General features: G+C 58.7%; 19 protein-coding genes. 11 read left to right on the top strand and 8 right to left on the bottom strand.

What is annotated here, in order from left to right; all coding sequences use genetic code 11:
* The first annotated feature begins 14 nt into the window (after positions 1–14).
* The 3 genes from uraH to D3791_RS07930 all read left to right on the top strand — a co-directional run bounded on the left by uraH (position 15) and on the right by D3791_RS07930 (position 2,910).
* Positions 15–371, top strand: a complete 357-nt coding sequence (gene uraH, locus D3791_RS07940) for a hydroxyisourate hydrolase (RefSeq protein WP_022874571.1) — start codon at positions 15–17, stop codon at positions 369–371.
* 4 nt (positions 372–375) lie between these two features.
* Positions 376–1,299, top strand: coding sequence for a factor-independent urate hydroxylase (gene pucL / locus D3791_RS07935; protein WP_172511849.1), 924 nt, complete (start codon positions 376–378; stop codon positions 1,297–1,299).
* A gap of 75 nt (positions 1,300–1,374) precedes the next feature.
* Positions 1,375–2,910 carry a nucleobase:cation symporter-2 family protein gene (locus D3791_RS07930; RefSeq protein ID WP_246242449.1) on the top strand — a complete coding sequence of 512 codons (1,536 nt, stop codon included), beginning with the start codon at positions 1,375–1,377 and terminating at the stop codon, positions 2,908–2,910.
* An 81-nt stretch (positions 2,911–2,991) separates the two neighbouring features.
* Here D3791_RS07930 and D3791_RS07925 read toward each other — a convergent pair whose 3' ends face one another.
* Genes D3791_RS07925 through D3791_RS07910 form a run of 4 tightly spaced genes read right to left on the bottom strand, consistent with a single transcriptional unit; the run spans position 2,992 to position 8,505 of the window.
* Positions 2,992–4,359: an ABC transporter substrate-binding protein gene (locus D3791_RS07925; protein ID WP_022874574.1), complete on the bottom strand. Its 1,368-nt coding sequence runs from the start codon at positions 4,357–4,359 to the stop codon at positions 2,992–2,994.
* Positions 4,360–4,368: 9 nt separating this feature from the next.
* A complete protein-coding gene (locus D3791_RS07920) occupies positions 4,369–5,307 on the bottom strand; it encodes a carbohydrate ABC transporter permease (RefSeq protein ID WP_058255964.1) in 939 nt (312 codons plus the stop codon).
* Positions 5,308–5,320: 13 nt separating this feature from the next.
* A complete protein-coding gene (locus tag D3791_RS07915; protein ID WP_022874576.1) occupies positions 5,321–6,241 on the bottom strand; it encodes a carbohydrate ABC transporter permease in 921 nt (306 codons plus the stop codon).
* Positions 6,238–8,505: an alpha-galactosidase gene (locus tag D3791_RS07910; protein WP_172511848.1), complete on the bottom strand. Its 2,268-nt coding sequence runs from the start codon at positions 8,503–8,505 to the stop codon at positions 6,238–6,240. Before D3791_RS07910 ends, D3791_RS07915 begins: the two co-directional genes overlap by 4 nt.
* Positions 8,506–8,672: 167 nt before the next feature.
* Between D3791_RS07910 and D3791_RS07905 the strand changes: the two genes are divergently transcribed.
* The 4 genes from D3791_RS07905 to galE are packed head-to-tail and all read left to right on the top strand — an operon-like array spanning position 8,673 to position 12,749.
* A complete protein-coding gene (locus tag D3791_RS07905) occupies positions 8,673–9,455 on the top strand; it encodes a DeoR/GlpR family DNA-binding transcription regulator (RefSeq protein WP_172511847.1) in 783 nt (260 codons plus the stop codon).
* A complete protein-coding gene (gene galT / locus D3791_RS07900; RefSeq protein WP_172511846.1) occupies positions 9,455–10,585 on the top strand; it encodes a galactose-1-phosphate uridylyltransferase in 1,131 nt (376 codons plus the stop codon). The genes D3791_RS07905 and galT overlap by 1 nt, the downstream gene beginning before the upstream one ends.
* Positions 10,582–11,790 carry a galactokinase gene (gene galK, locus D3791_RS07895; protein ID WP_246242446.1) on the top strand — a complete coding sequence of 403 codons (1,209 nt, stop codon included), beginning with the start codon at positions 10,582–10,584 and terminating at the stop codon, positions 11,788–11,790. Before galT ends, galK begins: the two co-directional genes overlap by 4 nt.
* On the top strand, positions 11,787–12,749 hold the full coding sequence (galE, locus tag D3791_RS07890) for a UDP-glucose 4-epimerase GalE (protein ID WP_172511845.1): 963 nt from the start codon (positions 11,787–11,789) through the stop codon (positions 12,747–12,749). Before galK ends, galE begins: the two co-directional genes overlap by 4 nt.
* A 76-nt stretch (positions 12,750–12,825) precedes the next feature.
* Here galE and D3791_RS07885 read toward each other — a convergent pair whose 3' ends face one another.
* The gene (locus tag D3791_RS07885; RefSeq protein WP_172511844.1) at positions 12,826–14,868 is read right to left on the bottom strand and encodes a beta-galactosidase; all 2,043 of its coding nucleotides are present in this window, start codon (positions 14,866–14,868) and stop codon (positions 12,826–12,828) included.
* A 119-nt stretch (positions 14,869–14,987) separates the two neighbouring features.
* On the opposite strand from D3791_RS07885, the gene D3791_RS07880 reads away from it, so the two are divergent.
* The 4 genes from D3791_RS07880 (at position 14,988) to D3791_RS07865 (ending at position 19,053) form a co-directional block, all read left to right on the top strand.
* Positions 14,988–16,028 carry a LacI family DNA-binding transcriptional regulator gene (locus D3791_RS07880; protein ID WP_246242443.1) on the top strand — a complete coding sequence of 347 codons (1,041 nt, stop codon included), beginning with the start codon at positions 14,988–14,990 and terminating at the stop codon, positions 16,026–16,028.
* Positions 16,029–16,080: 52 nt separating this feature from the next.
* Positions 16,081–17,043: an ROK family protein gene (locus D3791_RS07875; RefSeq protein WP_172511843.1), complete on the top strand. Its 963-nt coding sequence runs from the start codon at positions 16,081–16,083 to the stop codon at positions 17,041–17,043.
* A gap of 77 nt (positions 17,044–17,120) precedes the next feature.
* Positions 17,121–18,323 (top strand): MFS transporter, encoded by a 1,203-nt coding sequence (locus D3791_RS07870; protein ID WP_172511842.1) that lies wholly within the window; start codon positions 17,121–17,123, stop codon positions 18,321–18,323.
* 124 nt (positions 18,324–18,447) lie between these two features.
* Positions 18,448–19,053, top strand: a complete 606-nt coding sequence (locus D3791_RS07865) for a malonic semialdehyde reductase (RefSeq protein ID WP_022874586.1) — start codon at positions 18,448–18,450, stop codon at positions 19,051–19,053.
* Positions 19,054–19,143: 90 nt separating this feature from the next.
* Here the strand turns inward: D3791_RS07865 and D3791_RS07860 are convergent, their stop codons facing one another.
* The 3 genes from D3791_RS07860 to D3791_RS07850 form a co-directional block, all read right to left on the bottom strand.
* Entirely contained in the window at positions 19,144–20,157 is a 1,014-nt protein-coding gene (locus tag D3791_RS07860; RefSeq protein WP_022874587.1) for a sugar phosphate isomerase/epimerase family protein, read from the bottom strand.
* Positions 20,154–21,326 (bottom strand): Gfo/Idh/MocA family protein, encoded by a 1,173-nt coding sequence (locus tag D3791_RS07855; protein ID WP_172511841.1) that lies wholly within the window; start codon positions 21,324–21,326, stop codon positions 20,154–20,156. The genes D3791_RS07860 and D3791_RS07855 overlap by 4 nt, the downstream gene beginning before the upstream one ends.
* A gap of 117 nt (positions 21,327–21,443) precedes the next feature.
* Positions 21,444–22,451, bottom strand: coding sequence for a LacI family DNA-binding transcriptional regulator (locus D3791_RS07850; RefSeq protein ID WP_172511840.1), 1,008 nt, complete (start codon positions 22,449–22,451; stop codon positions 21,444–21,446).
* Between the last annotated feature and the right edge of the window lie 36 nt (positions 22,452–22,487).

Genomic DNA, 22,487 nt, shown 5'->3' with positions numbered 1-22,487 from the left:
TCTAGGAGATGACCATGGCGGATGACAGCGCAGAGCGCAGCCACATCACCACCCACATACTCGACACCGGGACCGGGAGGCCTGCCTCCGGTGTCAAGGCCACGCTGGAAGCCAAGACGGCATCCGGCTGGCAAGAAATCGGAACAGGTTCAACCGATGCGGATGGACGCATCAAGAACCTTGGGCCGATACAGGTTGAAGCCGGCCGCTACCGGATTTCATTTGAAACCGGCGACTACTTCGGGAAGCAGGGAACGGAAAGCTTCTTCCCCGCGGTAACCATCGACTTCTTCGTGAATGACGTCGATGAGCACTACCACGTACCTCTTCTTATCAGCCCGTTTGCATATTCCACGTACCGAGGGAGTTAGAACAATGACTACCGAAATCACCGCCCCAACCCAGACCAAGATCGTGCTCGGATCCAACCAGTACGGCAAGTCGGAAGTACGCCTGGTAAAGATCACCCGCGACACCGAGCGCCATCAGATCCAGGACCTGAATGTCACCAGCCAGCTGCACGGTGACTTCAGCGCAGCCCACCAGGATGGCGACAACTCCCGCGTTGTTGCCACCGACACCCAGAAGAACACCGTGTACGGCCTGGCCCGCAACGGCGTGGGTGCCATCGAAGAGTTCCTGGTGCAGCTGGGCGAGCACTTCACCGGCGAATTCGACTGGATCACCGGTGGCCGCTGGGCAGCGCAGCAGTTCTTCTGGGACCGCATCAACGATCACGACCATGCCTTCTCGCAGAACAAATCCGAGGTCCGCACCGCGGTCTTGGAGATCGACGCGCAGGGCAAGAAGTCCATTGTTGCCGGCCTTGAGGATCTGACGGTCCTGAAGTCCACCGGCAGCGAGTTCCACGGCTTCCCGCGGGACAAGTACACGACCTTGAAGGAAACCACCGACCGCATCTTGGCCACTGACGTGACCGCACGCTGGCGCTACACGGATCAGGCCATTGCCGAAGGCATCGACTTCGACGGCGTCTACGCCTCGGTGCGCAACCTGCTGCTCACCCAGTTCGCGCAGACCCACTCCTACGCGCTGCAGCAGACCATGTTCCAGATGGGCCAGGCAGTACTGGAAGCCCATCCGGAAATCGCTGAGATCAAGATGTCCCTGCCGAACAAGCACCACTTCCTTGTGGACCTGGATGTCTTCGGACAGGACAACCCGAATGAGGTCTTCTTCGCCGCGGACCGCCCTTACGGGTTGATCGAAGCGACCATCACCCGTGAAGGTACGGAAGAAAATCACCCGATCTGGGCCAATATTCCGGCATTTATCTAACCGAACAGCGTTGAGGGTGTGCCGGTGCGGACACACCGGCACACCCTTGGCAGCGACTGACGTAGGAGGTCAGCCTTGAGCGCTACACCTGATGAATCTACCAAAGCCATCCGGCCTGAGGATGTAAAACTTTCCGTAGGAAAGAGTTTTGCCTACGGCCTGCAGCACGTGTTGACCATGTACGGCGGCATCATCGCCCCGCCACTGATCATCGGCAACGCCGCTGGAGTCTCGCCGGCCGATATCGGCCTATTGGTAGCTTGCTGTCTGTTTGTAGGTGGCATCGCCACCCTGCTGCAGACACTCGGCATCCCATTCTTCGGAGCTCAGCTTCCTCTCGTCCAGGGCACTTCCTTCGCCACGGTGTCCACCATGGTGGCCATCGTCAATGGCGGCGGGGGACTGCCGGCAGTGTTCGGTGCGGTGCTTGTCGCCGCATTGATCGGCTTGCTTGTTGCCCCGTTCTTCGCACGCATTATCCGTTTCTTCCCGCCGGTGGTCACCGGCGTGGTCATTACGATGATCGGCATCTCGCTCACCCCGGTGGCCGCCAACTGGGCCATGGGCGGAGATGCCAAGGCCGATGATTACGGTTCGCTGTCCAACATCGGGTTGGCCGCCGGAACGCTGCTGGTGGTCCTTCTGTTGTCCAAGGTCGGCAACGCCGCGATCTCGCGGATGTCCATCCTCTTGGCTATCGTCATCGGCACCATTGCCGCGGCTTTGCTGGGCAAAGCAGACTTCTCCAAGGTCTCCGAGGGAGCAATTTTCGCCTTCCCTCAGCCATTGGCTTTCGGCATGCCGGTCTTCGAGATCGGCGGCATCATCTCGATGACCATTGTGGTGCTGGTGATCCTCACCGAAACCACCGCGGACATCCTCGCCGTGGGCGAGATCGCAGGATCCAAGATCGACTCGAAGCGCATTGCCAACGGTCTTCGAGCCGACATGGCCTCGTCGGCGATCGCCCCGATCTTCAACACCTTTACCCAGTCGGCCTTTGCGCAGAATGTGGGCCTGGTGGCGATCACCGGAATCACCAGCCGATTTGTTGTCGCCGCGGGCGGTGGCATCCTGATGGTGCTCGGCCTGTTGCCAGTGCTCGGCCGCGTCGTCGCCGCCATCCCGACCCCAGTGCTCGGCGGCGCAGGCATTGTGCTCTTCGGTACCGTTGCCGCTTCGGGCATCCGCACGCTCTCGAAGGTCAAGTACGACGGCATGAATCTGGTGATCGTGGCAGCATCGATCGCCTTCGGCTGCATCCCGATCGTCAAAGCCGATTTCTACGCCGGATTCCCTACCTGGTTCGAGACCATCTTCCATTCCGGGATTTCTTCGGCAGCCATCATGGCGGTTCTGCTGAATCTGCTGTTCAATGAATTCACCTTCGGCAATACCAAGAACGCTTCGGTCTTCTCAGCCGCTCCGCCTCGCATGGTGAAGCAGGACGAGATCTGTGGGCTGATCGAAGGCGACCACTTCGAAAACGGCAAGCTGATCGACAAGGAAGGCTACGAAATCCCTGTCGTCTCACCGGATGAATTCGAGAAGATCCAAACCGGGCAGATCCAGATGCCGGTGCCGAAGTTGGCGGAATCCCAGGATCACTGACTCGGCACCAACCATCACTGTGCACCAAAAGATGTAGCCGACAACCATGCGGTTGTCGGCTGCTTCTTCGATTGCAGAGTGCTACTTGATGAACACGTTGTTGATCGCGTCGTTCGTTCCGTTCAGGGTCGACGCAGGCTGCCGATTCGCCCAGAGATCTTCAAGAGCGGGAATGATCAGCGAAGTGACATCGGCACCGTGGTCAGTGACTGGCAGGTAGAAGGTGTTGCCATCTTTGACCGGCCCGGTGAAGGCTGTAGGGTCCATGCCTTGTTGTGCGTAGATCTTGGACGTGATGTTGGTGGCGTCAGTCCGCGATGGGAAGACCACGCCGGCCTTGGCTACAACATCCTGGCATTGCTTGCTGGCTAAGTAAGCCACCCAGCGTGCACCGCCCTCCTGGTTGTCGCTGCTCTTGACCACGGAGTCCGCTAGGCCATTGATTACGGATTTGCTAGTACCATCCGGACCCTTGGGCAGACGAGCGGCGCCGATCTTGGTGTCGCTCGATATGTAGGATGCGTTCATCCAGGCACCATCGCTGACCATGGCTACGGAACCGGAGGTGACCTGACCGAGGACACCATCGGCCGAATTGAACTGGCCGTAGCGAGGCATGAAGCCCTTGTCGCTGAGCCCGAAATACCAGTCGAGAGTTTCTTGGACTTTGGGATCGTCGTAGTTGTAGTGGGTTCCCCACAGTGGCTGGTCGGTGGCCTGCCAGCCGTTGGTGGCAGCAAAACCTGCCCACTGTGACTGGCCAGCATTGTCGCCACCGGCGTTGGAAAGCCCAAGACCATATACCTTGACGTGGTTCTTATCGAAGCCTGGCTCATCACCTCGAACTCCGTTGGCATCAATGCTGAGGTGAGCGACTAGTTTTTCAAAACTGCCACCGCCCTCCGGAGAGAACTGGGAATCGGAGATCTCTTTGGGATCTACGCCGGCTTCGTCCAGAATCTTCTGGTTGTAGTACATCGCAATGGTGTCCCAGTCCTTGGGCATGCCGTACTGCTTGCCGTCCGGTCCCGTCCACAGATCCTTCAATCCGTCTTGGAAAGCTTCCTGGTCCACACCTTGGATGTCCTTGAAATCATCCAATGGTGCGAGCACATCCAGTGAAACGAACTGCGGATACTGCGAGACATGGTTCGTGAACACATCCGGTCCGGTGCCTGCGATGAAGCTTGCGGTCAGCTTGCTCCAGTAGTCATCCCAACCGTACTGGGTGATTTTCACCTTCAAGTCAGGATTGGCTTTTTCAAAGCCGGCGGCGCACTTTTGGTACGAAGGCAGCTGGCTGGTGTCCCACATCCAGTAATCGATGGTGTTTGAAGGCTGGGCATTTTCAGTGGTGCCAGCGCAACCGGTCAAGGCCAGTGCCGCGGTGGCCAGCACTGCGGTGAACCGCGCTGCGCGCGTCTTTGCGGGAAGTTGGTTAGCATTCATCAGAATCTCCTATTTGATGCCGCTGAAACCGATGGAATTAACGATGCGCTTGGCGAAGACACCGAAGAGCAGGATCATCGGAAGTGCCGCGACCAGCGTTGCCGCCATCAGTCCTGCCCAGTCCGTTCCGGACTGTGGGGACTGGGAGCGGAAGACGCCCAAAGCGACAGTGAGTACTCGTGAGGAATCGGTGTAGGAAACCATCAGAGGCCAGAAGTAGTCATTCCATGAACTGATGTAAGTCAGGATGCCCAGAGTGGCCAGTGGCGAGCTAGACATTGGAAGTACAACACGGAAGAAGGTTCCCATTTTGGAGACCCCGTCCAGCAGCGCCGCCTCTTCGATTTCTTTAGGTACGTTCAAGAAGAACTGGCGGAAGAAGAACACCGCAAATGGTGTCATGAACATCGTGGGGAGGGCGATGCCTAGCAGATTATCGATCAGGCCCAGCTGTTTGATCAGAACGAAGTTCGGTAGCAAGGTGAAGATCGAAGGGACCATCAGGCCTCCGATGAAGATCGCAAAAACCTTGTCTCGGCCAGGCCAGTTCAAACGTGAGAAAGCGAAGGCCGCCATGGCTGAGAAGGCCAGCTGGCATACGGTAATCAGCGTGGAGACAAACACCGAGTTCAGCAGGTAGCGCCAGAAGTTCAGCTGCGTTCCCGACCCGCCTTCAGCGATGGCCTGTTCGGTGTCTTGCAATCCGAAGACGCGTTCAAAGGCACCAAAGGTGAATTCTGGTGGTAGCCAAGAATCCGGGTTAGCCTGCAGCCCGGGGTTAGTGGATAACGCGGTGCGTAGCATCCAGTAGAAAGGGAAGAGCGTCACGATAATGACCAGAATCATGATCGCCCAGGCCACGATGCGACCGGGGGAGAGCCTGCGACGGGTTTTGGTTGGCTTTGGCTCTATGTTCGCTTCTACGCGACGAGCTGCTGTTGTTGTCATGGTTGAACCGCCGTTAGTTCATGTCGCTGGACCCGGCACGGGTCAAGCGGAATTGGATGAAGGTGATGATGCCCAAAACGAGCAGCAGGGCTACTGACATTGCTGAGGCGTATCCGAACTGGAAACGGCCGAAGGCAACGTCGTAGATGTATAGCTGCAAGACATTGGTGGCGTTAGCTGGGCCGCCGCCGGTAGTCACCGCGACCGTATCAAAGACCTGGAAAGAACCGATGACGGTCATGATCAGCACTAACGCCATGATTGGACGTAGCAGTGGCATGGTGATGGAGAAGAAGGAGCGGAATTCGCCCGCGCCGTCCAACTTGGCAGCTTCAAAAACGTCGTTGGGTAGCATCTGCAAACCGGCAAAAATCAGTAGAGCAGTGTATCCGACGTGGCGCCAAACATTGATCAACGCGATGGTAGGGATGGCCCAGGTTTCGCTGGAGAGGAAACCAATCTTGTCCACGCCGATCCATTCAAGAACCTGGTTGGCTACACCGAACTGAACGTCCAGAACCCACAGGAACACGATGGCGGTCACGACGTTGGAGACCAGATAGGGCATCAGGACGATACCGCGCAATAGTGTGGATTGGGTCAGCCGGTGCATCAGCAAGGCGATGATCAACGCGATCGCCGTTTGCAGCCCGATGTTGATGACCACGTACTCTACGGTGACCTTCATCGAGTTCCAGAACACTGGGTCGCCAAGCATGCGTTCATAGTTGGCGAAGCCTACAAATTCAGCTGGGGTCAGTAGGTTGTAGGAGGTGAAGCTCAGCCAGATTCCGCGCAGGGTTGGCCACACCAAGAACACCAAAAAGCCGATGGCTGCTGGAGTCAGGAAGATGATGGCCAGACGCAGGTCCTGCTTTGATGCACGACTACGTTTCGCAGCGCCCAGTGAGCGGTAGTTGGTCGAGGAACTCATTTTGATCCCTTAGCTGGTAGTGCACGTAGGTGCAGAATGCGCAGTGATTCTGGGTTGAGCCACGGGCTGAAGACGCCAGCCTTGCTCAATCCAGCGCCACTAAGAGTGACGGGACCGTCTACAGGCCACCAGCCTGGCAAGCGCATGTTCAGCTCGCGGTGTGCTGATTGTGGGTGACGTCCTTGATATTCGGCGCTGGCTTCAAATCCTGGAGTGATATCGAGGATTTCGTAGTCCAGCGATTCATCTAGTCCGGTGAAACGGAACTTTCCAACGGGGTCGGTGTCAGCCAGAGCCAAGGAGACCACAGCAAAGATTGCTTCGGTCTTGTCTTGGCTGACTACGCCATGGATATCCAGGGATGAATCAAACTGATCCACGCGAACCAGTCGTCCGTTGTGTAGCAGATCGCGATGTGCCTTGTGGGCTTCGATCCAAGCGCGTAGTTCCTTCATATCTTCGGGGTCCGCTTGGGTGAGGTCCCATTCGATGCCCATATGGCCCCAGAACGCGGTGCCTGCACGGTAGTGCAGGCTGTGATTGCGGTGCGTAGTGTGTGAAGCGCCGGAAGCTACGTGGGAGCCCATTAGCTCGGCAGGAATGAGCTGCTGGGTCCAGCGGTGCATCTGCTGACGTTCAAATGGGTCGATGTCGTCCGAAGCCCAAACACGGTCAGTGAATTCCAGAACGCCGAGGTCAACACGAGCTCCGCCGGAGGAGCAGGATTCGATTTCAAGTTCTGGGAAGCGTTCCTTAAGCTCGGCCATTAGACGGTAAGCGGCCAGGGTTTGGGCGTGTACCGACGCCTTGCCAGTGAGCTGGTTGCCGGCTTCGAGCAGGTCCCGGTTGTGGTCCCACTTGATGTAGGCAATGTTGTGAGCTTCGAGAACTGCCACCATCTGGTCACGGACGTGAGCGTAAGCTTCGTCGATGGCCAGGTTCAGTACCTGCTGATTGCGACTCTCGGTCGGCAGGCGTCCTGCTGGTGCCATGATCCATTCAGGGTGTTCGCGGGCTACGTCAGAATCGATGTTGACCATTTCTGGTTCAAACCACAGGCCAAATTCCATGCCCAGCGAGGTGACGTGGTCAATCAATGTATTCAAACCCTGAGGCCATACCTCTGGGGAGACGGTCCAGTCGCCTAGTCCTGAGGTGTCATCGCGGCGTGAACCGAACCAGCCATCATCCAGAACGTAACGCTCCACGCCGAGTTCTGCAGCACGATCCGCCAGCTGCTTCAGCTTGGTTTCGTCGTGGTTGAAGTACACCGCTTCCCACACGTTTAGGGTCACCGGACGGGCGCGCTTTGGGTGTGAGGGGCGACCACGCAGCCAGCTGTGAAGTCGGTGGGCTTGCTCGTCGAGGCCGACGCCGTAGATGCCGTAAATCCATGGGGTGCTGACGGTTTCGCCGCGTGCAAGTTCAATTTCTCCCGGTGCCAGAATTTCACTGGCGCCAAAGGCACGGTTACCGTCATAGAGTTTCTCAGCCCAGACACGCTGGTTGCCGGAGTAACCCAGGTGCAGTCCCCACAACTCGCCATTGGCAAAGTCGAATCCTGGCTCGCCGACGTTCAGTACATAGGCGGCATCCGCTCCGGTGCGACCCTTGCGGTTTTCACGCAGGTGGGTACCGATGGTTAGTTCTCGGCGCTGTGGAACGCGTTCTTTGCCCCAGTGGCCGGCAAAGTCCAAGATCTCGGCGGCATGGGTTGGTAGTGGGAGGATGAGGCCAAATTCGTGAACCTGGTAGGCCTCGGAGGCAGTGTTGCGAAGTGTTCCGCGGGTGCGTAGTACGCCCTGCGTGGTCAGTTCGATATCGACCGTCAGTTCTAGGTTGCTGTGGGAGTCAACCGCAACGATGTTCAGGGTTGCTGCCGAGGCGCTGATCAGGCCGTCAGTGATGCAGATTTGCCGCTCGTTGGTGCTGTTCAGGCTAGCTGAGGTGAGAGTGAACTTAGGGGACCAGTTTTGACCGACGCGAGTTCCGCTGAGTCCTGGGCGCCCTGACCAACCTGCGTGGAGGGAACCGAGAATGTCAGGGCGTACCGGGAGGTCTTGGTTGTTCGAAGTGAAGTGGTTGACATTGGCCTTGGTCATGGTGGTCGCTTGGGCAGCGGAAACCTGTCCGAGCGATGCGCCCCAGTGGACGATGGATGGTAGTTGTTGTTCACCGAGATCTATAAGTACTGACACGTCACCACTGTTCAAGTGAACATGGCACTGCGTGTTGATGTTTAGTTGTTCTGCATGCTGAGTCATGTGCGTTCCTCGTTGAAGGCCTTAGGGGCAACGTTGTCAGGTCTGTGGTTTAGATCATAGTAGAATGAACATAAGTAAACAACAAGACTGTTGAAATAAACATCTATATGTTTAGATTATGAACAGGAATCAACACTGTCGCGTGCGGCGAGAAAGTAGGAGAGACTGTGAGCGAAATTCTGCCAGGGCGTCGCCGCCAGCTAATTCTGGAACGTGTCCGCGCTGCCGGTGCTGCTAAAGTTGCAGATCTTGCACAGGAGTTCGGCGTATCAGACATGACAGTGCGACGCGACTTGAACCGATTGGTCAAAGACGGCGAACTGAACAAGGTCCACGGCGGAGCAGAGCTGCAATCGGGGTCTTCTGCGGATGAGCCAGGCTTCCAGAGCAAGTCCCAGTTACAGCTACCAGAAAAGGCAGCGATCGCAACGGCCGCCGCCAAGCTCGTAGAACCGGGAATGTCGGTGTCCCTGACCTCCGGAACTACCACCTTCGCACTCGCACGGGCACTACGCCAGGTTCCACGTATTACCGTGGTCACCAATTCGCCCAGGATCGCAGACCTACTTCAGGATGCTCCGGTGGAAGGGCAAACAGTACTTCTCACCGGTGGCATGCGTACCGTCTCAGATGCCCTAGTGGGACCGCTGGCCACAGCCTCCATCGCATCGCTGCACGTAGATCGTTGCTTCATGGGCGTCCACGGATTCAGCATTGAAGACGGCCTGAGTACACCAAACATGATGGAAGTTGACGTTAATCGACTCTTCCTCGAGCACAGCAACAACAACGTATTGCTCGCCGACCACAGCAAATTCGGAACCAAAGGTCTCTACCGAATTGCCGAGCTCGACGCCATTGACACACTCATCACCGATGACGGATTGTCCCTCGCGGATGTAGACGCCATCTCAGAGCACATTCATGACCTACGACTGGAGAAGGCCTGATGGTAGACGAAAATTTCGAGGCCAAAGCGCTCGCCGACCACTGGATTAGCCATCGATTGGCTGATGGTCGCGAATCAGTATTTTTCGCAGATCCTGGGCATGCTATTCCCACCGAAATCATCGACGATCGTGAACTTGATCCTCGTGGTGAACCCGGAGAACTGCGCCTTGACCGATTGACCGGAGACTGGGTTGCCGTTGCAGCACACCGTCAGTCGCGCACCTACCTGCCACCCAAGGAACAGTGTCCGCTGTGCCCGAGTGTGGGCGGACGCCACAGTGAAATCCCGACCGAAGATTTTGATGTGGTGGTTTTTGAAAACCGTTTCCCATCCCTTGGCCCAGCACTAGGCCAGATCCACTCTCCGGAACTCGGAGCACCAATTACGGACGCTCCAGTGCCAGCCGTAGGCCGCTGTGAGGTAGTTGTTTTCACCCCAGATCATGCTGGATCCTTCGGTTCCTTGACTGATGAGCGAGCCCGCACAGTGGTCGAAGCCTGGGCGCATCGCACCCGGGAACTTTCGGCCAAAGAAGGCATTGAGCAGGTTTTTATCTTTGAAAATCGAGGTCAGGACATTGGTGTGACCCTGCACCATCCGCACGGTCAGATTTACGCTTACCCCTATGTGACACCCACTGCGAAAAAGATCGCGCAGCGGGCCCGGGATCACTTCGAGAAGACGCAAACAGCGTTGCTCGGAGAGATCCTTGAGTCAGAGATTGCCGACGGATCACGCATTGTTTCGCGCGGCGAGCACTTCACTGTATTTGTTCCTTACGCCGCTCGCTGGCCCTTGGAAGCGCATCTAGTGCCACACCGTCACGTGCCAGATTTTGCTGCACTGACCGAGGAAGAAAAAGACGAACTCGCAATCATGTATCGGGATCTGCTGCGCCGATTTGATGGCCTGTATGACACCCCGACTCCGTATATTGCTGCCTGGCACCAAGCACCAATTAATGATGCCGACCGTGAAGCCACACGACTGCACCTACAACTAACCAGTCCACGACGCGCAGCTGACAAGCTCAAATTCTTGGCTGGATCCGAAGCCGCCATGGGCGCCTTCATCAATGACATTACGCCGGAACAGACGGCTGCACGACTGCGTGAGGTATCGCTTTGAGCAACAGCAACAGCAACAGCAATAACCCAGAAACTCTGGAACGCACTGAAAATCTTCGTCAGAATTTCTTCAAGCTTTACGGGCATCATCCGGAGGGGATCTGGCGCGCTCCGGGGCGAGTTAATCTCATCGGAGAGCACACCGACTACAACTTGGGATACGTGCTGCCGTTTGCTATCGATAAGAACGCCCTCGTAGCGATCCGCCGGAAATCTGCTCGTGAGCAGGACGGCAACCAGCTGAATTTGGCCTCGACTTATGGCCATGCAGAGATCCCTGAAATCAGCAGTGTTGCAGTGGACGAATTGCAGCCCGGTTCCGTCAGTGGCTGGGCCGCCTATCCAGCTGCCGTGGCGTGGGCCTTGAACCAGCTCGATGAAGAAGAAATTTCAGGCTTTGATTTGCTGGTGGATTCTGATGTTCCTGTTGGATCCGGGTTGTCCTCATCCCATGCCTTAGAAGTCAGCACCATCGTAGCTCTCAACGACCTGTATGAACTGGGACTTTCGCACACGCGCATGGCCCAGCTGACCCAGCAGGCTGAAAACGAATTTGTTGGCGCACCCACCGGCATCATGGACCAAAGCGCCTCACTCATGTCCGAGGCACAACATGCATTATTCCTGGACTGTCGCTCCATGGAAGCGCAGACTGTTCCACTGCCATTGGCACAAAATGATGCGGTCGTTTTGGTGATTGATACTCGCGTGGAGCATTCGCACGTTGATGGTGGTTACGCCGCGCGCCGGCGCAGTTGCGAAGAAGCCAGTGCAATTCTGCAGGTATCGTCGCTACGCGAAATTGATGGTATTGCCCAGCTCGAAGCTATTGCGGATCCATTGATCCGTCGCCGCGCTCGGCATATCGTGACCGAAAATCAGCGTGTTCTGGATACCGTAAAAGCCCTTGAAGATGGGGATTTGGAAGCGGTTGGAAAACTTCTGTACCAGTCACATGTTTCGATGCGTGATGACTACGAGATTTCGTGTGACGAGCTGGATGTGGCGGTTGAAGCTTCCTTGCAAGCTGGCGCCATCGGAGCCCGCATGACCGGTGGCGGTTTTGGTGGGAGTTCCATTGCGCTGATCAAACGAGAACAGATCGAAGCCGTGAGCAACGCCGTGATCTCCGCCTTTGAGCAGGCTGGGTACACTCTGCCGAACATTTTCACTGTTGTTGCGGATCAAGGAGCAGGACGGGCATGAGTTGGTTAGTTACCGGCGGTGCCGGATACATTGGGTCGCACGTTGTCCGTTCGTTGGCCGAGGTGTCTATGGAACCAATTGTCGTTGATTCCATGTCCAGCGGAGTGCGCGGATTTGTTCCGCAGGACGTGCCTTTCTATTCGGTCAACATTCTGAACAGCGAAAAGCTCACCGACATCATTATGCGCCACCAGGTGCGAGGGGTGATCCACCTTGCGGGATACAAGTACGCTGGTGAATCGGTAAAAAATCCGCTGTTGACCTTTGAACAAAACGTCACCGGTACCGCCAACCTATTGCAGGCCATGGCCGACGCGCGAGTTGAGAATATCGTCTTCTCCTCTTCCGCTGCAGTCTATGGCACCCCATCGGTTGACCTGGTCACCGAGGAGACCGGTACTTTCCCGGAATCTCCCTACGGCCAGAGCAAGCTGATTGGTGAATGGCTGATTCGTGATCAGGCGGTGGCGATGGGCCTGAAGCACACCTCATTGCGTTACTTCAACGTGGTGGGCTCGGGCAGCGAAGAACTCTTTGATGCCAGCCCGCACAACCTGTTCCCACTTGTCTTCAAAGCCCTCAATGAAGGCAAGGCCCCAAAGATCTTCGGTACCGACTACGACACTGCCGACGGCACCTGCGTGCGCGACTACGTCCATGTGGCGGATCTGGCGCTGGCCCACGTTGAGGCGGCGAAGAAGTTGGAAGCCGGCACCGAGCTGGAACCGGTCTACAACCTTGGCTCTGGCGACGGGGTTTCCGTGCGGGAAATCATGGACGCGGTGGCCAAGGTGACCGGTGTCCCGTTCACCGCGATCCAAGAAGCACGCCGCCCAGGCGATCCGGCACGAATTGTGGCCGACGGACAGCTGGCGGCTCGTGACTTGGGGTGGCAGATGCGCCATACTCTCGAAGAGATGGTGGACAGCGCCTACCGCGCTTCCCAGTCGCGAGTCTAATTTCCGTAGTCATTGCACGAATAAGGCGAGGCCCTCCATCTGCGAGGCGCCTCGCCTTATTCGTTACTATCTGCAATTAGTTCTGGTGCTCGATTTCAAAGACGGCCACCGCACGGCCATCTAGGATGCCTCTGGTGCCCGGAGCATCGGGGCCGCCGATGACCTGCCCGGCAAAACCTTCCAAACTCAACTCGGTATTGGTCCGGTTGATCAGGAAGGCAAAGTCCGAGTTTTCACCACGGCGAACGGCTAACTCCACCTGCCCGCGTAGCGCCTCAGGAAGTTCGGATCCGATACCCGCAGCGTTCAGTAGCTTCTGCAGCACTACGCTGCGAGCTTCAGAATCCAGACAAGTTGCGACATAACTGGCGCTGCCAGATTTCAGGGCACGCCGGGTCACCGCAGGCAGTCCGCCAAGTTCCTCATCTTGCTCAAAACTCGCCACAATGCTCACGTTCTCTGAGGCGATATCAACAATCTCGCTCCACAGTTCGCCGCGCCCGGGGACGGATCCCAATGACACGGTTTCGCCGTGGTGCAGAGGGCGGAACTCCTCAACGCGGATGCCCAGTACTTCACGCAGCGCGCCCGGGTAACCACCGAGCCAGGCATGGTCGTTCTCGTCAACGATGCCTGAGAAGTAGGTGGTGATCAGATGCCCACCGCCCTGAGCGTAGTCATCCAAACGCTGCGCCAAAGGTCGCGGCACCGAATACAACACAGGTGTGATGACCATGTCGTACCCGGAGAAGTCATGGCTGACCGGCACCACATCGGCACGGACCCCCACGTCGATCAGCGCGCACCACCAGGCGAACGCCTCATCGCGGTAGCGCAGCTGGTCGGTCGGGTGCGAATCCAACTCACTGCCCCACCATGAATGCCAGTCAAAAAGGATCGCCACCCGTGATGGTGCCCGGTGGCTGCCGGACACTGGAGACAGCTGACCAAGTCGTTCACCGAGGCTCACCACGTCGCGGAAGACCCGAGAGTCAGGGCCGGCATGCGGAACCATGGCCGAATGGAACTTCTCGGCACCGGCGGCCGACTGCCGCCACTGGAAATAGCAGACCGCGTCGGCACCATGGGCAACATGGGTCAGGGAATCACGAGTCAGCTCTCCAGGCGCCTTCGGCCGGTTGATCGGCTGCCAGTTCACCGCGCTGGTTGAGTGCTCCATCAAGAACCAGGGTTCGCCGTGCGCTACCCCGGAGGTCAGTGCCGCCGAGAACCCTAGTTCATCACGTGAGCGTTCAATGGGTTGGCGGTAGTGGTCATTGGAAACAAAGTCCACTTCCTGAGCCCAGTCGGAGTAGTCAGCAAATCCGGTTTCGCCCATGATCATGAAGTTGGTGGTCACCGGGATATCCGGAGTGATGCGGCGCAGTACTTCGCGTTCGGCCACCAGATAATCTTTGAGTGCATCCGAACAGAAGCGCGAGAAGTCCAGCTGCTGAGTGGGATTCGGGAAGGCGGCGGCTTGTCTTGGTGGAAGGATGTGCTCAAAGCTGCCGTATCGCTGCGCCCAGAACGCTGTACCCCAGGCATGATTCAGCGCTTCGATAGTGCCGTAGCGTTCCGAGAGCCAGATGCGGAAGGCTGCGGCAGCGTCATCGGAATAATCGTAGGCGTTGTGGCAGCCCAGCTCGTTATTTACATGCCACGCAACTATCGCCGGGTGGTCCTTGTAGCGTTCGGCCAGCTTTTCCACCAGGGCCAGGGAGTATTTGCCAAAGACCGGGCTGGTCGGACGCCAATGCTGACGTCCACCTTGCCACAGGGTGTTGCCTTCACTGGTCACGGGCAGGATTTCTGGGTGCTTCATGCTCAACCACGCTGGAGGGGATGCGGTGGCAGTGGCCAGATCTACGCCGATTCCATTGGTGTGGAGCAGGTCGATCACTTCGTCTAGCCAGGCGAAGTCCCAGCTGTTTTCCGTTGGTTGTAGCTTCGCCCACGAGAATATGGCGACGCTGACGACATCCACCCCTGCCTGCTTCATGAGTGCGACATCTTCATCCCAGACCTCGCGGGGCCACTGCTCGGGGTTGTAGTCGGCGCCGAATGATAGGCGTGGTTGCTTTGAAGCGGGGGTTCGCAACCAGCGGTGGTGTTGCATGTAAGTTTCTCCTGGCTCAACCGCCAAGATGCGACGGTGCTATGTTTACGTAAACATCCTAGGGTGTGAGACAGGTTGCGCCAACCTCCAAAATTGTTTTCGACGGTAATCTGTCAGTTATGACTAATGGAAAAGCTTCTCGCGGGGGACGAAAACGCCACGTTTCCATGGGGGACGTGGCACGGCATGCCGGGGTGTCCTCGCAAACGGTGTCGCGGGTTTCCAACGGTTATCCCGGAGTCATCCCTGAAACCAGAGAACTGGTGCTCAAGGCCATGGACGAGCTGGGTTACCGGCCCAACAGCGCTGCCCGAGCGCTGAAACTCGGTTCCTTTCACACCATCGGGGTCATTACTTTTTCGCTGGAAGCAGTGGGTAATCATCGAACCATCCAAGCGATTTCGGTCGCGGCAGCCAAAGCAGGTTACGCCGTCACCCTTATCCCGGTAGATTTGCCAACCCAAAGCGGCGTGGAGCATGCCTTTGGCCGGCTGGAAGAGCTGGCGGTTGACGCGGTAGCGGTCATCGTTGAAGTCCACCTGCTGGACCGAGCCAAAGTGGTACTGCCTCGCGGGGTGCCTACGGTAGTGGTCGACTCCGACGCGGGCGACGAGTACACCGTGGTCGACACCGACCAGGCCGACGGGGCACGGCAAGCCACAAGGCACCTAATTGAACTTGGCCATACCAACATCCGGCACCTGGCCGGACCAGAATCATCCTTCGCTGCCCAGCGCCGTGTGGACGGATGGCGTGAAAGCCTGAGCGAGGCCGGACTTGAGGCCAAGGAAGTGATGCGCGGAGACTGGAGCGCTGCTTCAGGATACGAGGCAGGCAGCATTCTGCTGGCAGATCCTGACTGCACCGCCGTGTTCTGCGCTAATGATCAAATGGCTCTGGGGCTGTATCGCGCGGCGGCTGAAGCAGGCCGCCGGATCCCCGAGGATCTGAGCGTGGTCGGATTTGACGATTCGGCCGATACGCCCGCCTATTCGCCCCCGCTGACCACTATTCATCAAGACTTCGCCGAGGTAGGTCGGCGCAGCGTGGCTGCAATTCTGGAGCAACTACGCACCCGGGAGCACAAGCCTGGAACCTCCATCGTTCCCACCCGATTCATTCAGCGGGCTAGTACCGCGCCACCCGCTGTAAGCAGTTGACCTCAGCACATTTGAACTCGCTTTGGCCCCGGAGGGTCTAAGCTGGAAAATTGTGAGTTCAGCTAATCTTTCCATCGGTGTCGACATCGGCGGTACCAAGATACTTGCCGCCCTCGTGGACGAAGCGGGAAATGTGTCCGGGCAGGTTCATCGAGATACCCCCAACCACGACGTGGCAGGGATCGAACGTGCCATTGCGGAAGTCATCCATGAGCTCTCCGGAGGCAATGAAGGGTTACCGGTCGGCATTGGGGCCGCCGGATGGATGGACCGTAAGGGCCGGAACGTGCTGTTCAGCCCGCACTTGTCATGGCGCAATGAACCGGTGCGCGACCGACTGATGAAACTTGTCGGCCACGAAGTCACCTTGGTCAACGACGCCGATGCCGCGGGCTGGGCTGAGCACCGTTTTGGTGCCGGTCAAGGAGAGAGCGACATGGTCTGCTTGACCCTAGGAACCGGCATTGGGGGAGCAGTGATCCTTGGCGGCCAGGTCCACCGAGGCAAATCTGGCATTGCCGGAGAATTCGGGCACCAGGTGATGGTTCCTGGTGGACATCGTTGCGCCTGCGGCAACCGCGGCTGCTGGGAACAGTACGCTTCGGGCAACGCGTTGGGCCGCGAAGGGGCCGAGCTTGTCCGCAGTAAATCACCGGTGGCTTTCCGCCTGCGTGAAGCCGTGGGGGATAACCCTGAAGCTGTCACCGGTGCGATAGTTACCAAGTTGGCCATCGAGGGTGATCCTGCCTGTGCAGACCTCATCTCCGATATGGGTGAGTGGTTGGGTCTAGGTATTTCCAACCTCGTTTCGGTCCTGGATCCGGGCACCATCGTTATTGGTGGCGGCCTCGGCGCGGCTTCCAAGGAATTGGTAGCCAAAGCAGAAGAGACCTACCGCCGTACGCTCTCGGGCAGGGGCTACCGTCCCTTCGCAAAGATCAGCCAAGCGCAGTTGGGTCCGGCCTCAGGGTTGATTGGCGCTGCGGATCTGGCTCGGTTCAACCAGCAGCAGTAGAAAAAGATTGACAGGACATTAGGTCTTATCTAGGCTCGGGTTGTTATCCAACTTGAGAGCGAGGTCTTGGTGTGAACATGTCGGCCAAGCCAGACCGGGCTCAGGGTGCATCCTTAGGCATTGTTCTGGCCACCTACGCAATTGCCATGTGCGGCACCACCATGCCCACCGCGCTCTATCCGACCCTGCAAGATGAGTATGGGCTGAGCACCGCGGCCTCGACGCAGCTCTTTGCCATCTACGCCATCGTGGTGCTCACGGTGCTATGCATTTTCGGGTCGCTTTCCGATGCCATTGGCCGCAAGCCGGTGATGATCATCGGGCTGCTTGCCTCGGCGGCCAGCGGCGTGCTGTACGCCGTGGCCGCAGATGCGCCCATGCTGTTCATTGCCCGCATCCTCTCCGGAGTCTGCGCCGGCCTGGTGACGGGTACCGCCACGGCGTACCTCACGGACCTGGTTTCCAGTTCCGCGCGCGGGGCGAGTATTTCCAGCGTGGCGAATATGATCGGCCTGGGCAGCGGGCCGGCGCTGGCAGCATTCCTCACCCACTTCGTTCCTTCCACTCCGATGATCGCGTTCAGCGTCCATGCTGTCCTCTCTGGACTGTGCATGGTGCTCTTGGCGCTGATTCCGGATACCGTGGCCCACCGCGGACGCGGACTCAAGCCCAGCTTGCCGTTGATACCTCGCTTCGCGCTGCGCGATTACTGCGTGGGCGGCCTGATGACCTTGGGGTTCGCCGTGATGGGCGGCTGCACCGCCATGACCTCCATCCTGGTGGTGCGTGCCTTCGGGATTACCGATCTGAGGCTCTTGGGGCTCATTGGCTCATTGATTTTTGTTGCCACCACGGTGGGGCAGAAAGCCGGCGGAAAATTGGTGAGCGAAAAAGCCTATCTAGGATTTGCTGGATTGATGATCGGTACGGCGCTTATTGCCCTGGCGCCGAGATTGCATGGATCAGCGGCGGTCATGGTCTACCTTTTCGGGCTGCTGGTCGCGGGCCTGAGCCACGGTGCCTTGTTCCCGGTAGGCCTGGGCATTGTTTTGCGGCGCATTGAACTTCGCCACCGTGGCAGTGCCAGTTCGGCCTTCTGGGTGCTGGGTTATGCGCTGACCGCGCTGGGTGCACTGGGCTTGGGCTGGGTGGGCCAATTGGCCGGCGAATCGATGGCGGTGACCTGGTTTGGCATCACCATTGCGCTATGTTCGGTTGCTTGTCTGCTCCTGCATCGGCGCTGGACCCGGGATTCGGTTCATGGGACCCCAAGTAGTTGATGTGTCATAAAACACGTCCGTGAGCGGAATGATGCAGGCACGCTGATGGTTGGACATTCAGAGAACAAATTCGTGTCCGAGCATGGCCAGCACAGCGGCCTCGGGCTGATCCGAAAGGCAATCAATGACTGTTGCATCCCAGGAAACCCAGGTCGACACCGCAACGCTCAACGCCATTTTTGGCGAAGCGCGCACCGCTAACGCTTTCACCGGCGAGGTCACCGAAGCACAGGCCCAGGAAATCTACGAGCTGGCCAAGTTCGGTCCTACCGCATTCAACTCCCAGCCGCTGCGCGTGACCTACGTTCGTTCGGACGAAGCCCGCGCCACCCTGGTTGACGCCATGGCTCGAGGCAACCAGGAAAAGACTGCCGCAGCTCCACTGGTTGCGATCCTCAGCTACGACACCGCATGGCACGAACAGTGGGATAACTTCCTGCCAGGCTACAACGCGCCAAAGGCCATGTACGACGCTGACGCCGACTTCACCGCAGCCACCGGCAACAACAACGCCCACCTGCAGGCAGGCTACTTCATGCTGGCCGCCCGCAGCCTCGGCTTCGCTGTTGGCCCGATGACCGGCGCTGACTTCTCCGCCATCGATGCCTCGTTCTTCCCAGAAGGCGAACAGAAGAGCTTCCTCGTGGTCAACATCGGCCAGCCAGCGCAGAGCGAACTCGGCGCTCCAAAGGCTCGCTTCGAGTACGAGAAGGCAGTTCGCACCGTCTAATCGCGGGTCACTGAACTCCACGAACACCAAAGGCAAGCCCGGAACTCATCACGATGAGTTCCGGGCTAGTCTTCTTGATCGGTCAGCGGACTAGTTAGTGGCAAGCGATGCGGCCAAGGCCGCATCGGCGTCACGCAGGACTTTGGCGGCCACTTCCAGGCCTTCAACGGCACCTAATTCGGTATCCTCATGCTCGATGTTCACCAGCATGTCGGGATCCACTTCGTGCAGGGCCCGCAGGAACTCGGTCCAGAAAGCCGTGTCATGCCCCTTGCCCAGGGCCACGAAGTCCCATGCCGAATTCTTCGGCCACTCGTTGGCCCATTCATCCCCGCCCAGATTGGTGCGGGGCTCGTCGGCGCGCAACTTGCGGAAGCTGTTATCCAATACCCCGTTGATGGCCGCATGGGGGTTGATGCGCACGTCCTTGGCCGCCGCCTGGAAGACCCATGAGCCCAGGTCGCGCACCACAGCCACCGGATCCATCTGCTGCCAGAACAGGTGCGAAGCATCCAGCTCAACACCGATATTGCTGGTGCCAGCTCGTTCGATCAGCTCGCGGAAGCTCGCCGGGTTGAAGACGATGTTCTGCGGGTGCAGTTCCAGCGCGACCTTGACGTCGTGGTCCTGGGCCAGGGCATCGGTTTCCTTCCAGAAGTCCGCCGCGACGCCGTACTGGTAATCCAGCTGATCCAGAGCTGCCGAGTTCCAGGCGTTGACCACCCAATTGACCCGGGTGGCACCCGGCTCGCTGCCCGGCAGCCCCGACATGGTCACCACGCGGTGCTGGCCCAGGCGCTGTGCGAGCTTGATGCTGCGGCGGACATCCTCGGCATGCTTTTCACTGATGGCCCGGTTGGGATGCAGGGGATTGCCGTTGCAGTTCAACCCTGCGATCTGCACGCCGGTGTTCTCGAAAATTTCCAGGAAGTCATCGCGGGCGGCATCGCTGTCCAAGATCTGGTCGATATTCGGCACATGGGTTGGCGCCAGGAACCCTCCGGTGTTCAGCTCAATGCCGGTCAGTCCGAGATCCGCAATGATCCTAAGTGCCTCGGTCAGCGGGCGGTCGTGCAGGATTGCGTTGTAGACGCCGAGTTTCATAGTGAGATCTTCTTTCCGTCATTGGCGGCCGACTGGACAACCGCCTGCAGGATTTTCATATTGTGCACGCCGTCCTCGAAGGTGGCGTTGGCTGGCAGGGAAGCCTCAATGCCACACACCTCGTCAAGGAACGCGCGGGCCTGGTAGCCAAAAGCGTCATTCTGTCCGAAGCCGACACCGGGAGCGTCCATGGGCAGGCCGCCACCGATGTAGGCATGTTCCGGGCCGAGGTTCACCGTGCGATAGCCGTTGGTTGCCTCGGGGCCATCGGTGAGCATGATCTGGATTTCGGCTGGGCGCAACTGGTTGAAGCGGGCTGCGCCCTTTTCGCAGAACACCTCGAAGGCCAGCGAATTGGGGTGGCCGGCGGCCACGCGAGAGACTTCCAAGCTGCCGGCAGCAGAAGGGAACTGCACGTTGAAAGCCGCGTAGTCATCATTTTCCACGGGCTCCGACTGGTCGCTGAGCTCCACGAGATTGTGTCCGGTGACGGCTCCGGCGGGCAGGTAGCGTTCGGTGATGCTGGTGCTCAGCTGGCCGCCGCTGACCGCGGTGATCTCGCCAGCCAGGAATTCTGCGACGTAGGCGAGGTGGCTGCCTACATCGGCAAGGGCGCCCGAGCCCGGGGCGCCCTTGAAGCGCCAGCTCATCGGGGCCTGCGGGTTGTGACCGTAGTCGGTCCAGTAGCGGCCCGAGAAGTGCAGGACCTTGCCCAGGGTGCCGTCGGTGATCAGATCGCGGATGGCGGCGATGCCGGGGGTGCGGCGGAAGGTGAATCCGACCCGGGCGATGGACTGGGCTTTGCTCGCGGCGTCGGCCATGGCTTCGGCTTCTTCGAGGGTGTCAGCCAAGGGCTTTTCGCACAATACGTGCTTGCCGGCAGCCAGCAGTCCCTCTACTGCCTCGCGGTGGAAACGGTTGGCGATCACTACGGAAACCACGTCGATGTCGGGGTCGGCGGCGACTTCCTGCCATGAACCCAAGGCCTTTTCGTAGCCGTAGCGTTTGGCCACTTTTGCTGCGAGTTGGGTGTTCATGTCGGCCACCGCAACGTAGCGCAGTGGTGGCAGATCCGGGTTATACAAAGTGGGTGCGGTGCGGTATCCGGCGATGTGGGACAGTCCGGCCATGCCGGCGCCGATGACGGCGATGCCGATGCTTTTTGCCACGGGAATTCTCCTGGGGATGTGTGTTTTGGAATATATTGGAGCGCTCCAAAAAAGTGTAAAGCTGATTTCAGACCAGGGTCAAGGGGTGAAGGGAAGAAAGCTTTGCGGCGGTGGAAATCAGGCGTTGCGCACGGGTGCGCAGGTGCTGCGCTCGATCAGCAAGGGCTCCAGAAGTACCCGCTGAGCAGTGCGTTCAGGGTCTGCGAGCCGGGAGAGCACCTGCTCGGCCGCGTGCAATCCAAGCGCATGGTTGCGGCTGTCAACCGTGGTCAGCTGCAGCAAGTGGGTGTCGGAGAGCGGAGAGTTGTCGTAGCCGATGATTGATAGATCCTTGGGCACCAGCAGGCCTGCTTCCTGGGCAGCTCCCATGGCTCCCATCGCCATGGAGTCATTGCCGGCCAGGATGGCCGTGGTTTCCGGAGCTTCGTCCAGTAGCTGGCGCGTGCACTGATAGCCGATGTCCTCGGTGGTCAGTTCGCTGACCGTGACGATGCGTTCCGTGAGGCCCGCGGCCTTCATCGCGTCCTGGTAGCCGGCGATGCGCTGCATCGAGGCTCCGCCGCCACCGGCGATATGGCCGATCTGCGTGTGTCCCAGCGAGATCAGGTGCTCGATGGCCCGGCGGGCGCCGAGCCGGTCATCGCTCGAAGTTATATCCGCGCCGGGAACTTCGGTGGCGCGATTGCCGGCGATGATGACCGGGATCTGCGAGGAAAAGCGCATGGCCTCGGTGGGCTCAGTGGCCAAGACCAAGGCTTCGACCCGCGTGCTCAAAAAGCCATCCAGCGGGTCCGATTCGATATGGGTGTTGAGCGAACGGTCGGAGACGGCGATGCGCAAACCTGCGCTGGCCAGTCCCTCCTGCAGGCCGCGCAGCAGTTCCACGAACCAGGTGTTGGTGTAGTCATCGATGACCACGCCAACGGTTTGGCTGGTGCCGCCGGCTAGTGCAGTCGCGGCCTGACTGGGGCGGTAGTCCAATTCCTTGATGGCGGCCAACACTGCCGCGCGGCGCGGGGTGGAGACGCTGGGGGAGCCGCGCAGCACCAGGGATACCAGTGACTTGGAAACGCCGGCGGCCTGGGCAACGTCATAAATGGTTGCTCGACGGCGTTCTGCGGCCACGGTTCCTCCAAGGTGTCATGGATGTTTTCTTAAGAG

The sequence above is a fragment of the Glutamicibacter mishrai genome (assembly GCF_012221945.1).
In the GTDB taxonomy this organism is placed as follows: Bacteria; Actinomycetota; Actinomycetes; order Actinomycetales; family Micrococcaceae; genus Glutamicibacter; species Glutamicibacter mishrai.
Note: the sequence above shows the minus strand (reverse complement) of the source record. Positions and strands in the feature narration are given on the sequence as shown.

Coding starts and splice junctions, on each gene's coding strand:
- uraH (WP_022874571.1), top strand. CDS start 15: ATGGCGGATGACAGCGCAGAGCGCAGCCACATCACCACCCACATACTC.
- pucL (WP_172511849.1), top strand. CDS start 376: ATGACTACCGAAATCACCGCCCCAACCCAGACCAAGATCGTGCTCGGA.
- D3791_RS07925 (WP_022874574.1), bottom strand. CDS start 4,359: ATGAATGCTAACCAACTTCCCGCAAAGACGCGCGCAGCGCGGTTCACC.
- D3791_RS07920 (WP_058255964.1), bottom strand. CDS start 5,307: ATGACAACAACAGCAGCTCGTCGCGTAGAAGCGAACATAGAGCCAAAG.
- D3791_RS07915 (WP_022874576.1), bottom strand. CDS start 6,241: ATGAGTTCCTCGACCAACTACCGCTCACTGGGCGCTGCGAAACGTAGT.
- D3791_RS07910 (WP_172511848.1), bottom strand. CDS start 8,505: ATGACTCAGCATGCAGAACAACTAAACATCAACACGCAGTGCCATGTT.
- galT (WP_172511846.1), top strand. CDS start 9,455: ATGGTAGACGAAAATTTCGAGGCCAAAGCGCTCGCCGACCACTGGATT.
- galE (WP_172511845.1), top strand. CDS start 11,787: ATGAGTTGGTTAGTTACCGGCGGTGCCGGATACATTGGGTCGCACGTT.
- D3791_RS07885 (WP_172511844.1), bottom strand. CDS start 14,868: ATGCAACACCACCGCTGGTTGCGAACCCCCGCTTCAAAGCAACCACGC.
- D3791_RS07880 (WP_246242443.1), top strand. CDS start 14,988: ATGACTAATGGAAAAGCTTCTCGCGGGGGACGAAAACGCCACGTTTCC.
- D3791_RS07870 (WP_172511842.1), top strand. CDS start 17,121: ATGTCGGCCAAGCCAGACCGGGCTCAGGGTGCATCCTTAGGCATTGTT.
- D3791_RS07865 (WP_022874586.1), top strand. CDS start 18,448: ATGACTGTTGCATCCCAGGAAACCCAGGTCGACACCGCAACGCTCAAC.
- D3791_RS07860 (WP_022874587.1), bottom strand. CDS start 20,157: ATGAAACTCGGCGTCTACAACGCAATCCTGCACGACCGCCCGCTGACC.